15 protein-coding genes are annotated in these 11249 nt (G+C 67.9%); 13 read left to right on the top strand and 2 right to left on the bottom strand.

Annotated elements, in window-relative coordinates; translation table 11 throughout:
• On the top strand, positions 1-194 hold a 194-nt coding region (locus E1293_RS48905), incomplete at its 5' end, for a hypothetical protein (RefSeq protein WP_207939336.1).
• A gap of 193 nt (positions 195-387) precedes the next feature.
• Here the strand turns inward: E1293_RS48905 and E1293_RS38270 are convergent.
• Both E1293_RS38270 and E1293_RS38275 read right to left on the bottom strand, forming a co-directional pair.
• Complete coding sequence (locus tag E1293_RS38270) at positions 388-1851, bottom strand: helix-turn-helix domain-containing protein (RefSeq protein ID WP_279473330.1); 1464 nt, start codon at positions 1849-1851, stop codon at positions 388-390.
• Positions 1852-1950: 99 nt separating this feature from the next.
• Entirely contained in the window at positions 1951-2454 is a 504-nt protein-coding gene (locus E1293_RS38275) for an ATP-binding protein (protein WP_165978573.1), read from the bottom strand.
• Between the two features lie 598 nt (positions 2455-3052).
• Between E1293_RS38275 and E1293_RS38280 the strand changes: the two genes are divergently transcribed.
• From E1293_RS38280 to E1293_RS38335, 12 genes are all read left to right on the top strand, one after another.
• Positions 3053-3439 carry a hypothetical protein gene (locus E1293_RS38280; protein ID WP_132203560.1) on the top strand — a complete coding sequence of 129 codons (387 nt, stop codon included), beginning with the start codon at positions 3053-3055 and terminating at the stop codon, positions 3437-3439.
• 320 nt (positions 3440-3759) lie between these two features.
• Positions 3760-4239: a hypothetical protein gene (locus E1293_RS38285; protein ID WP_132203562.1), complete on the top strand. Its 480-nt coding sequence runs from the start codon at positions 3760-3762 to the stop codon at positions 4237-4239.
• 96 nt (positions 4240-4335) lie between these two features.
• Positions 4336-4929: an SAF domain-containing protein gene (locus tag E1293_RS38290; RefSeq protein ID WP_132203564.1), complete on the top strand. Its 594-nt coding sequence runs from the start codon at positions 4336-4338 to the stop codon at positions 4927-4929.
• Between the two features lie 5 nt (positions 4930-4934).
• Positions 4935-5720 carry a carbon monoxide dehydrogenase maturation protein gene (locus tag E1293_RS38295; RefSeq protein WP_132203566.1) on the top strand — a complete coding sequence of 262 codons (786 nt, stop codon included), beginning with the start codon at positions 4935-4937 and terminating at the stop codon, positions 5718-5720.
• Complete coding sequence (locus E1293_RS38300; RefSeq protein ID WP_132203568.1) at positions 5717-7039, top strand: TadA family conjugal transfer-associated ATPase; 1323 nt, start codon at positions 5717-5719, stop codon at positions 7037-7039. The genes E1293_RS38295 and E1293_RS38300 overlap by 4 nt, the downstream gene beginning before the upstream one ends.
• A complete protein-coding gene (locus tag E1293_RS38305; RefSeq protein ID WP_132203570.1) occupies positions 7036-7908 on the top strand; it encodes a type II secretion system F family protein in 873 nt (290 codons plus the stop codon). The genes E1293_RS38300 and E1293_RS38305 overlap by 4 nt, the downstream gene beginning before the upstream one ends.
• Positions 7905-8810 (top strand): type II secretion system F family protein, encoded by a 906-nt coding sequence (locus tag E1293_RS38310; RefSeq protein WP_132203572.1) that lies wholly within the window; start codon positions 7905-7907, stop codon positions 8808-8810. Before E1293_RS38305 ends, E1293_RS38310 begins: the two co-directional genes overlap by 4 nt.
• A gap of 19 nt (positions 8811-8829) precedes the next feature.
• Positions 8830-9033, top strand: coding sequence for a hypothetical protein (locus tag E1293_RS38315; protein ID WP_132203574.1), 204 nt, complete (start codon positions 8830-8832; stop codon positions 9031-9033).
• 44 nt (positions 9034-9077) lie between these two features.
• Positions 9078-9509: a TadE/TadG family type IV pilus assembly protein gene (locus tag E1293_RS38320; RefSeq protein ID WP_207939337.1), complete on the top strand. Its 432-nt coding sequence runs from the start codon at positions 9078-9080 to the stop codon at positions 9507-9509.
• A 10-nt stretch (positions 9510-9519) separates the two neighbouring features.
• Positions 9520-9942, top strand: a complete 423-nt coding sequence (locus E1293_RS38325) for a TadE/TadG family type IV pilus assembly protein (RefSeq protein ID WP_132203578.1) — start codon at positions 9520-9522, stop codon at positions 9940-9942.
• On the top strand, positions 9939-10349 hold the full coding sequence (locus tag E1293_RS38330) for a pilus assembly protein TadG-related protein (protein ID WP_132203580.1): 411 nt from the start codon (positions 9939-9941) through the stop codon (positions 10347-10349). Before E1293_RS38325 ends, E1293_RS38330 begins: the two co-directional genes overlap by 4 nt.
• The coding region (locus tag E1293_RS38335) for an OmpA family protein (protein WP_132203582.1) at positions 10346-11249 on the top strand (904 nt) is incomplete at its 3' end. The genes E1293_RS38330 and E1293_RS38335, both read left to right, overlap by 4 nt.

An 11249-nucleotide genomic window follows, 5' to 3' on the forward strand; every position in this document is an offset into this window, starting at 1 on the left:
GCCCACACCCGCACCCCACCCCCATTCATCTGACATATTGCGACGTCCTAGAGGAGTCGGGTGAACCATCGGTAAGGCCAAATCCGCCACTACCAGCAGCGTTCGTACTCGCCGGGTATGCCGATCTGGTCGGTACCCCCATCGGCAACATCATCAGCACCTCGATGCCCAACCCGCGCCTAGATCGCTTCTGACCTCTACCCACGGCCTGCCACCAGACCGCGCCGTCGGCGAGCACAGCGGCCAGCAGGAGTCCGCAAGCCCGGAAGGGCAAGTTGCTGAAGGGATCAGATCTTCTGAACACCCGGTGCGCGGCTGGCTGGAAGCCGTTGGGGCCGACCGCCGCCGGGCCAGACCGCCTGCGAGGCCTGTTGGCCTCTGCTCGGGCTAGGCATGGGAGTGTAGGCCCAGCGCGCCCAGCGCTCGCTGGTAGTACTGCAGGCGCCGATCCTCGATCTCACTATTACGCGGGTGCGGTGGGGTCAGGAGGTCCGCGGCGTGCAGCCAGGCCTGTGCGGCATGGCGACGTGGGCCATGACGCTCCAGGATTTCGGCGCGGCGTACCAACGCCGTGATCGCCTTGTCGCGGTCGCCGAGCTGGTCGCAAGCGCTGGCGAGGACGGCTAGCGCATGCGCCGCCACCCGGTTGGGGACCTGCGCGCCCGGTTCTGACGCAGCGCCGGTCGTGGCACCGTCTTCACTGTCGCCGGGGAGGTGGAGAGCTTGGCGGGCGTGCGCCGCAGCTTGGTCGGGGTGGCCAAGGAGGAGCTCGGCCTCGGCCAGAGCCGCCAACGCCTGGGGCGTGGCCCCCGAGACGGTTGCGCGAGTCCAATGCTGAGCCAGCAGATCACGGGCACGCTCGGCCTGGTCCGGGCGGGCACGCAGCAGCAGATTCGCGCATTTGGTGTGCCACTCGGTGGCGCTGCGGAAGGCCTCATCGGTCTCCAGCAGGTGCAGAGCACGCTCGGCCCACTGCGCCGCGTCCTTGAGATCCCCCAGGGTTTCGGCGACTAGAACGGCCTGCTGGTAGGCGTGCAACCGAGCGTGCGGTTGTCCGCAGTCCTGGGCGAGTTGCAACAGTTGGGCGGACGTCTGGCGGGCCAGCAGCACTTCGCCGGTGTCGGTGAACATCTCCACCAGCACGGCACCGATCTGCACGGCTGCCTCGCCGGCTTCGGGGTCGCCGCTATCGGCGGCGGAAGCGGCGCTGGTAAATGCGGAACCGGCGCTGCGGACGGCCTGTGCGTCGTCACCGGCATGGTGATGACACCGTGCCAGGTCGGTGTGCAGGGTGGCCCACCATGCCCATCCCAGCCGGTCAGCCTTTTCTCCAGGCGGGTCACCCGCTGTGAGCCCACCGGATGGCTCACACGCGTCGATGCCATACAGCAGTCGTTGAAGCTCCACGATCGCCTGGTCGACCCGCCCCAGTGCCTCGAGCGCCAGCGCGGTTGTGTGCCGTATCTCAAGCTTCACCCGTGCAGCGACGGGCAGCAGCTCCGCGCCGCCGGTCGGGTTTTTGGTCAGCTTCGTGAGCTGGTCTAGGGCCTCTTGCGGTCGGTCGGCGCAAAGAGCGCGGCGAGCTGCAGCCAGTCCGGTTTTGAGGTCGGTCAGCCGGGTCTCCTCGACGCCGCAAGTCAGGTAAGTCACCGAGGAGCCCAGCCGCTCGGCCAGCGCATTGACCACGCCCACAGACGGATTTCGTTTTCCGGCTTCCACTAGCGAGATGTAACTGTCGGACAGATCCGGCTGGGCCAGCGCCGCCTGGGACATCCCTCGTCGCAGCCGCATCTCCCGGACCCGGTCTCCAAGTCCGGGCGCAGGCTCACGCGCGGACGGATGTTCAACCACGATGGTGATCCCTTCTGATCGGCAAGCCCAGCCAAGAAACGGAGAGGAGTTCAAGCGCCGCCGCTATCCAGGAGAGCGCGGCGTGGCCGTGCCCGGAACCTAAAGGCGCGCGATCGGCCTCTCCGACCGAGCAGGCGGCCGATCCATAGTGAGCAGCGCCCAGACGGTGTGGCCGCTGTCCGGGCTACCGCTAACACCAATCTGGATGGCGAGTTCCCGCACGGCTTGCAGGCCGTGACCGTGCTCGGCGAGGGCGTCTTGTTCCTCGCCCGGCTGGGGCGAGGTGGTGACCGCCATCGGTGGGGCGGGCCGTCCGCCCAGGTCGTGTACGGCGATGCGGGCTTGACGCCCGCGGGTGATTTCAACGCCGAACCAGCCCTTCGGTTCGCCGGAGCGGGTGTGCAGCAATGCGTTGCTGCACAGTTCGGTGACGATCAGCGCTGCGTCATCGGCGCAGTCAGTGTCGGCCAGCAGCATCGCCGACCATGACCGTGCTTGGGGGACTTGATCGAGCCGCCCCGGGTAGACCCGCCGCCATGTCATGACGCCGTTGTCCTGCAGCCACTCCACTGCGTACTGGGCGCTCTTGCCGGGCGCAGTCATCGCTTCAGCGACCTCCTCCGAAGATCTCGGCCGATGCCACCTGGGCTTGTTTCGATTGGCACCGGATGGACATGGAGGGTCGACTCGCCAATGACGGTCAAGGCTTTCCCCGCTGCGATGGTGCGTGAAACATTTCAACATGGCTCTACCAACATCGGAGTTCACACTTATCGACCGATGGCCGTATTACTGAGACAACCTCCCCTCTGGCTGCCAGTTTGGATGCGGCATTTCTCGCAATCCTGCCTACCAGGCTCGCAGGTTAAGTTCCGAGTCGCCCACCAGTCAAGGTCATGTGCCGATGCAAGGCATCTGAAGTTTTGACTCCCACTCCACTGAAGTTGATCACTTCAAGGTGACTTGGTCACGTTGAAGTAGTCACCGGTGTCGGGTGTAGACCCATATACCCCAGCGAGACTGCAGAGGAGGCGGAGGCGTGGCCAGGAAAGCATGGTTGGCACGAAGAATCATGTGCTGCTGCCTCTTGGTGCTCTCGGCGGGCTGCGAAGCTGCCTCGTCGGGTTCGGGCTCAACACCGGCGACAAGACCTCAAAGCACAACGCAGGGAAATCCGTCCAAGCAGGGCGAGAAACAAGTCTTGGACGCCTACCGCGGCATGTGGTCGGTATACGTCGACGCGGCAAAGACGTCCGAGTATGAGTCGCCGAAGCTCGCACGGTATGCGGCAGGGCAGGCCCATTCCAGCCTGGTCAGCGGCCTGTATGCGAACCACGAGCGTGGCGTGGTCGTCCGAGGTACTCCGCGTTTGAGTCCTCGCGTCATCAGCCTGACACCGGTGGACCAGCCAACCCTTGCCGAGGTAAAGGACTGTGCCGACGACTCCCGCTGGAGAACCTACGACGGCTCCGGACGTCTTGTCGGTTCCAAACCGGCAGGCAAGAGACAGGTGGATGGCACGCTACGCCTCTTTAACGGAGCGTGGAAAGTGACGGAGTTGCTGGTGGAGAAGGAGGGGACGTGCTGATCATCAAGCGCGCATTTTCTCTGGCTGGACTCGCTGCGGTGGCGTGGCAGGGTTCTGCGGCTGCCGAACCCCCACCCGGTGGTGGATTCGGGAGCGTGGAGTGCGGCCAGGCCGGCCAGCCGAGTTGCGACGCTTCTGCCCGCCGCCCGGGAGCCTCTGGCCAAGCGCCTGACGGTCCGGCGCCTGGTCCTACCGGCGCGGGCAGATCGTCTGAGCAGACTCCCACGGGCTGCCCGCGGGTGGTGCCGGATCCGAACGCAGCCTGTGATCAGGCCGTTAACCGAGCCGGTGCTGGTGCGGCTCCTCCTGCACCACAGGTGGTGGCGCAGCTCGCCCGGAGCAGCTTTGTGCTGCCTGATCCGGTGATTCACGCATCGCCCAGGCCGGAACATCTGCAGCTGGTCGGTTTGCCCACTTGGTTGTGGATCGATCGCGGGATGTGGAAGCCGAAGTCGGTGACCGCGTCGGTCCCGGGGGTCTCGGTCACGGTGACCGCGAAACCCGCGCTGGTGGTGTGGTGGATGGGAGACGGCGGGAAAGCCAGATGTGACGGCCCCGGTACGCCGTACTCGGTCGGAGCCGCCCCTGCAGCGAGCTCTTCCGACTGCAGCTACACCTATTCCACATCGTCGGCTGGACAACCTGAGAACGCCTTCCTGGTGAAGTCCGCGATCACATGGACGGTCAGATGGTCCAGCGGCGGCCAAACCGGGGTCTTGGCGCCGTTGACGACAACAGCGGCGTCGGCGTTCCAGGTGGCCCAGGCGCAAAGCCTGACAACCGCCCCTCGGGAAGTGTGAGCGATGGCGGCGACGTCCTCACGGGGATTTCGTGGTTTGTCCACACGGACCACTGCCAGCCCGCCGCCGGGTCGGCGGCGGCGGAATCTGCCGTTGATGCTGTCCGGCGTGCTGCTGGTGGCCGGGTGTGCAACGGCGTTCGCGGTGATGTCGGTGAATGCCGGTGACCGCCGCGCCGTGTTGGTCGTGCGGCACGACGTCCCGGCCGGCACGGTTCTCACACCGGACGACATCGGCACGGTGCACGCCGCCGCACCGGGCTCGCTGCATCTGATCAGCGACGCGGACCAAGAGGCGGTAGCCAGGCGGGCCACGTCCGTTCCGCTCTCGGCACGAACCCTGCTGACCTGGGACATGCTGGCGCAGCGAATGTTCCCTCCCGCCGGGCAGGCGATCTTGGGCGTGGCACTCAAACCGGGCCGCGTGCCACCAGGGCTGGTCCCAGGCCTCCAGGTTCAGGCATACCAGGTCACCGACGATCAGCCGGAACAGCAGGCCGCCGGGCAGCCCGAAGCCGTTGGCGGTGAGCCGGCCCTGCCGATCACCCTGGCAACCGTCCTGACGGCCCGGCAGGCGACCAACGGCGAGGAGAGCGTGGTGGAACTCCAGTTGCCCAAAGACGACGTGCCCCAGGTTGCCGCAGCCGCCGCAGCCGACAAGGTCACGTTGGCCTTGGTCGCGGGGAGGTGAGCAAAATGCCGGTCCTGGCACTGTGCTCGATCAAAGGTTCGCCCGGTGTGACCACCACCGCGATCGCGTTGGCGGGCTCGTGGCGTCCGCGGCCCGCAACGGTGGTGGAGTGCGATGCGGCGGGAGGCGATATCGCCGCTGCGATGGGACTGCCGTCCGAGCCCGGCCTGGTGGGCTTGGCGGCTGCAGTACGCCGGAAGGTCGAAACCGGGCATCTGGACCGCCACACCCAACAGCCATCGGTGGGGCTGGAGGTCGTTCCGGCTCCGGTAGGCCCCGGGCAGGCCAGTGCAGCCATCCACGCACTGGCCGATTCCGGGCTGGTGCCCAATCTCGCAGCCGATCCACGGCTGATGGTGATCGCCGACTGCGGACGCCTTGACCCCGGCTCACCCTCCCGCAGGGTATTGGGCCAGGCGACGCGGGCCCTGGTGCTCATTCGGCCACGCGGCGAGGACTTGGCGCACCTGGCACCACAAATCCCAACACTCCAGACGATCGCTCCGTCGCTGGAACTGTTGCTCGTGGGCCCGGCCGAGTACTCCGCTAAAGAAATCACGGCCACGCTGCGGATTCCCGTCGCGGGTCATCTACCACGGGATTCTCGTTCGGCGACCATCCTGCTCAGGCAGGGGTTCACGCTGCGGGGGACGCAGCGACTGCCGCTGGTGCGATCGGCGTGCAGCGTGGCCGGGCAACTCGCCGGCCGCGTCCACGCAACCGGCCGTGAGCGGTCGGACATGGTCACCGAGGCGACGCCACTCCACCACCGGATGGTCGGCCGTCCATGACCTCCCCACCTTCGCTCATACCCGAGGGGGCTGCGGACGGGTCCGAAGCCGCGCTCATCGAATGGGTCCGCACTGAGGTCACCCGGCGACTCACCGACACCATCGACGACGCCACGGCCATGCAGCCGCACCAACGGACCGAGCGCGGCCGAACTCTGATCGCCAAGGTGCTGGACGAATACGCCACCCACACATTGCGGCAGGGCCGGCCGCCCCTGGACGTGGCCGCCGAGGGGCGGATCGCCGCCGCGGCTTTCAACAACCTGTTCGCGCTCGGCGGGTTCCAGCCGCTGCTGGAGAACCCCCAGATCGAGAACATCAACGCCAACGGCTGCGACAACGTTTGGGTCCGACTGGCTGACGGGCGCCGTCAGCCGGCCCCACCGGTGGCACGTTCCGATGACGAACTGATCGAGCTGATCCGTACGATCGCAGCCCGGGCCGGCGTCGAGGAGCGGCGATTCGACCGGGGGGCACCCCGTCTGTCTGTGCAGTTGCCCGACGGCAGCCGGTTGTTCGCAGTAATGGCGGTCACCAGCCGTCCGAGCGTGGCGATCCGCCGCCACCGCTACCTCACTGTCACCCTGGACGAGCTGGTTCGCGCCCAAACGCTCGACCGTGAGCTGGCGCAGTTCCTGCGCGCGGTGGTGCGCGCCCGCAAGAACGTGCTGATCTGCGGCGGCACCGCGATCGGCAAGACCACGCTGCTGCGGGCGCTGGCCTCGCAGATCCCGCCCACCGAGCGGCTGATCACCATCGAGGACTCACATGAACTGGCCCTCGACCAGGACCGCGATGCGCATCCCGATGTCGTGGCCCTGCAAGCCCGAGAGCCGAACGTTGAGGGCGAAGGCGAGGTTTCGCTAGCCGAGTTGGTGCGCTGGGCACTACGCATGAGCCCCGACCGCGTCATCGTCGGAGAGGTACGCGGACCCGAGGTCGTGCCGATGCTCAACGCCATGTCGCAGGGCAACGACGGCTCGATGGCGACCCTGCACGCTTCCAGCTCGCGCGGCGCGTTCACCAAACTCGCTGCCTACACGGCGCAGGCCACCGAGCGGCTTCCCACCGAGGCCACCGCCATGCTGGTGGCCGGCGCAGTCCACTTCGTTGTCTTTCTCGACACCGCATTGGACGGCACGCGGGCGGTCTCCAGCGTCCTGGAGGTCACCGGCGCCGACGGGCCCACCGTGGCGGCCAACGAGGTCTTCCGGCCGGGCCCCGACAAACGCGCCGTGCCCGGCATCGCCATCCGGGCGGACACGATGCAACAGCTCGCCGCGACCGGGTACCAGCCGAATTGGGAGAGGCCGGCATGACGGGCCATACCAGCCTGGCCGCCTTCCTGGGGGCCGCCACCGGCCTTGGAATCATCTTGACCGTCCTGGGCACGCAAAACCGCTGGCACACGGCGGGGCGCGCCAGGCCATATTTGCGTCGTTGGCGGCCGACTCAACCGTGGCGTGCCGTCGCCGCCCTGGCGTCCGCGGTGGTGGTGGCGGGGGTGACGCGGTGGCCTGTCGGTGCACTGCTGGCCGCTGCGGCCTGCTGGTGGCTTCCCCCGCTGCTGGGCCGTGACGTGGAGACCGCCAGAGACCTCGCCCGGATCGAGGCGGTCGCGTCGTGGACAGAATCGCTGCGGGACACCCTGGCCGCCGCCGCCGGATTGGAGCAGGCCATCGCTGCAACCGCCCCGGTTGCACCGGCGCCGATCGCCGAAGACCTCACCGATCTGGCGGCACGAATCGAGTCCGGTCAGCGACTCGGCAACGCCCTTCGCGCCTTCGCCGACCGGCTCACCGACCCCACTGCCGACCTTGTCGTCGCCTCCCTGATCTTGGCCGCCGAACAGCAATCCCGAGACTTGGGGCAGCTACTGGGACGGCTTGCCACCGCCGCCCGCGAACAGGCGGCGATGCGGATGCGGGTCGCCGCCGGTCGAGCACGGCTGCGGTCATCGGTTCGGATCATCGTGGTCTGCACATCCGGGGTCACCCTCGGCCTCCTTGTGTGGAGCCGCCCATACCTCGCCCCCTACGACGGTCCGGTGGGCCAGATGGTGCTGGCAATGGTCGGGGCGACCTTCGCCGCCGGGTTCGTGTGGCTGCGCCGCATCAGCCGCACCGAGCAACCGGCACGAGTCCTGGCACCCGGCATGGCCCAGCCATCGACGGACTCGGCGTCATGACTGCGGCGCTGGTGTGGGGCACGGGGGTCGGACTGGGGCTTGTCGCGATCTTCCGCGGGTTGTTTCCGCCGAAACCGACGCTGGCGGCGTTTCTGTCAGGTCTGAACCGCACTCCGGCAGCCCTCAACCCGAGGCATTCCCCACCTGTTACGCCATGTGCCGGATGGGCTGCCCGCGCCGGGCGTCCCCTGGTTCCGGTGCTCGCCGGAGTCGGGCTGCCCGGCGCGTCGATGCGAGCGGACCTGGAGATGCTGGGGCGGCCCGCCGAGCAGTTGCTGGCCGAGAAGGCGACCGCAGCGGCAGCCGGGCTGCTCCTGCCTCCAACGGCTGCGGGCATGGTTAGTGCGGCGGGCATCCCGGTCTCCTGGCAGGCGCCCCTGTGGGCTTCTTTGCTTCTTGCCACTGCCGGATTCTTCGTCCCCGACGCCGCGGCGCGCTTCGAAGCCGCGCGGTGCCGCGCACAGTTCCGTCAAGCACTCAGCGCCTTCCTCGATCTGGTCGTCATTGCGCTGGCCGGTGGTGCAGGCATCGAGGCCGCGCTGGCCTACAGCGCCTCCACCGGCACCGGCTGGCCTTTCGACCGCATCCGCCAAGCCTTGGAGACTGCCCGGCTGACCCGCCGTCCGCCCTGGTACAGCCTGGGCGAGCTGGGCAATGAACTGGGAATCAGCGAGTTGGTCGAGCTGGCCAGCAACGTGGCGCTGGCGGGGACCGAGGGCGCAAAGGTACGCGCCTCGCTGGCCACCAAAGCCGCCGCTCTGCGCACCCACCAACTCGCCGACGCCGAGGCCAAAGCCCAAGCCGCCACCGAACGGCTCAGCCTCCCCGTCGTGCTGCTGTTCGCCGGGTTCCTCATCCTCCTCGGCTATCCCGCCTTCGCCCACGTCATCACCGACTTCTGAACTCGGAAGGAAAAGCCTCATGCCCCCGAGCATCATCTTCCAGCGAGCCGTCGGCGCTCTCCATCAGCGACTGACTCAAATCCGCGACCCCCGCCGCCACGACGCGGGCTACACCACCGAAGTCGTCGTGGTGACCGCACTGCTGATCGCCCTGGGGATCGCGGCCGTCGCGGTGATCGCCGCCAAAGTCCGCGCCAAGGCCAGCGGTCTCGACCTGGGATGAGACCTGGGATGAGAGTTGGAATGCGATCCGGGATTAGGCCTGGTGTGAGATCACAGCGGAGGCCCGATACCGGGGCGGTCACCGCCGAGGTCGTCGTTGCGATCCCGCTGCTGATGCTGCTCATCCTGCTGATCATCCAGTTCGGAGTCTGGGCGCACGCTCAGCACGTTGCTCAGGCGACCGCGTCCGAGGCACTGTCTGCCGCAAGACTGGACGGTGCAAGTACCGCGGACGGAAAGCGCCGCGCCACTGAGGTCCGTCACCAGATCGGTCGCCACTCGCTCAGCGACACCACGGTCACGGTGAGGCGTACTGCCGATACCGTCCGCGTGCGCGTCACCGGCGCGGCACCGCGGGTCATCCCCTTGCCGTTCCTGAATTTGCCCGTCGACGCCTCCGCGGCCGGCCCCGTCGAACGATTCCACTCCAGGCCCCAGCCCCCCAGCGGGCAACTCGACGGGCTAAGGGCGGGCTAAGGAGGTGAACATGATGGCGGCCCAGGCCCGGCTTGATCGAGGAACGGTCGCGGTGGAACTCACCCTTTTCACGCCGCTACTGGTGCTCGTCCTGCTGTTGCTGGTCGCCGCAGCCAGGCTGGTCTCGGCACGGGAGAAGGTAAACGACGCCGCCCACCAGGCAGCTCGCTCGGCGTCCATCGTCACCTCGCCTAGGACAGCGGCGGCAGTCGCAGTCTCCACTGCCCACCGCGCGATCACGGCTGGCGGCGTGGCGTGCCAGCGTCTAGAGGTGTCGACCGACACCACCGGCTTTCATCCCGGTGGGAGCGTCACCGTCCAGCTCACCTGCACCGTCACGCTGTCCGACCTTGCGCTGCTCGCCGTTCCCGGGACACGAGCTATCAGCGCACGCTTTACCGCGCCCATCGACCGGTGGGTGGGTTGGCCATGAGACGTGACTACGGGCAGGCCACCGCTTTCGCCGTGGTGATGATCAGCGCGCTCGTCTTCGTCACCGGGCTCGTTCTGGACGGCGGGCTCGTGCTCTCGGCCAGGCTGCGCGCACTCGGCCAGGCTCAAGAGGCTGCCCGCGCCGGCGCCCGGACGATAGATCTGCTGATCTACCGGCAACGCGGGCAGGTGGTTCTCGATCAGGCCAAAGCGGCAGCGGCGGCTCGCGCCTACCTGGCCACCGCCGGTGCCACCGGCAACGTTCGGGTCGCAGCGGGCCGCGTCATCGTTACCGTGCACCGCGTCCAGCGTACGCAGATCCTCGCCGCGATCGGAATCGTCAGCATCAACGTGCGTGCCAGCGCGAGTGCACGTCCCGTCCGCGGGATCACCACGGAGATCCCGTGAAAGTCGCCGGACCGTCTCTCTGGCACCGGGCGCTGCAAAGTGGCGCAACCGTGTCGGCGTCCCTGGTTCTGCTGCTGCTCCCGCCGGCCGCCCTGAGCATCTTCATCGGATGGCCGCTCCCGCGGGCGGTACCGAACTGGGACACCATCCGAGGCGTCCTCACCCGTCCGATCGGCGACGAGCTGCTACTCAACGGCTTGGCCTGCCTGTTGTGGGGGCTGTGGGTGATGTTCGCACTCGCGCTTCTCATTGAGGTTGGGGCTGCCTTGCGTGGCCAGGCTGCACCGAACATCCCCGGCCTGAGTCCTGTCCAGACCCTCGCCGCTGGGATCGTCGGTGCCGCCACGCTCGCGCTCGTGCCTGCCGTCTCGCGGACCTTCGCCGCGCCTCAGCCTCCGCTCCCGAAGGCCGATACAGCGTCGATCACCGGTGCGCCATTAGCGACACCCGCGCGCTCGGGCCACATCGCCGTCGGCTACCCCGTCGCCAGCCCTACGGCCGATGAACCGAGCCGTGCTTCTGCCGGGGAAGCGTCCCGTCTCCAGCCATCCCCGACAGTGCGGTTCGACTTCGGCTCTGCGGAACTGTCCCCGGCTGCCGAGGCGAGCCTCACACAGACCGTTGCGCACATCCGCGACCACGCCGACCCCGCCAAGTCGATAATCCTGATCGGCCACACCGACTCCATCGGCCCACCCGACTACAACCAGCGCCTATCGGTCCGGCGAGCGGACACGGTGCGCCGCGCGCTGTCCCAAGACCTCATCGAGCACTACCAGTTCCATGTGACCGGCCAGGGCGAAGCCGCCCCCCTCGCCGACGAAACGCACTCCGACGGCACGGACAATCCCGTCGGTCGAGCACGCAACCGGTGCGTCGAGATCACCTACACTCCCCTCC

The organism is Actinomadura darangshiensis, assembly GCF_004349235.1.
GTDB lineage: Bacteria > Actinomycetota > Actinomycetes > Streptosporangiales > Streptosporangiaceae > Spirillospora > Spirillospora darangshiensis.

Excerpts from the sequence above, each read along its gene's own strand:
- E1293_RS38275 (WP_165978573.1), bottom strand. The coding sequence starts at position 2,454 with ATGACTGCGCCCGGCAAGAGCGCCCAGTACGCAGTGGAGTGGCTGCAG.
- E1293_RS38290 (WP_132203564.1), top strand. The coding sequence starts at position 4,336 with ATGCTGTCCGGCGTGCTGCTGGTGGCCGGGTGTGCAACGGCGTTCGCG.
- E1293_RS38295 (WP_132203566.1), top strand. The coding sequence starts at position 4,935 with ATGCCGGTCCTGGCACTGTGCTCGATCAAAGGTTCGCCCGGTGTGACC.
- E1293_RS38300 (WP_132203568.1), top strand. The coding sequence starts at position 5,717 with ATGACCTCCCCACCTTCGCTCATACCCGAGGGGGCTGCGGACGGGTCC.
- E1293_RS38305 (WP_132203570.1), top strand. The coding sequence starts at position 7,036 with ATGACGGGCCATACCAGCCTGGCCGCCTTCCTGGGGGCCGCCACCGGC.
- E1293_RS38310 (WP_132203572.1), top strand. The coding sequence starts at position 7,905 with ATGACTGCGGCGCTGGTGTGGGGCACGGGGGTCGGACTGGGGCTTGTC.
- E1293_RS38315 (WP_132203574.1), top strand. The coding sequence starts at position 8,830 with ATGCCCCCGAGCATCATCTTCCAGCGAGCCGTCGGCGCTCTCCATCAG.
- E1293_RS38325 (WP_132203578.1), top strand. The coding sequence starts at position 9,520 with ATGATGGCGGCCCAGGCCCGGCTTGATCGAGGAACGGTCGCGGTGGAA.
- E1293_RS38330 (WP_132203580.1), top strand. The coding sequence starts at position 9,939 with ATGAGACGTGACTACGGGCAGGCCACCGCTTTCGCCGTGGTGATGATC.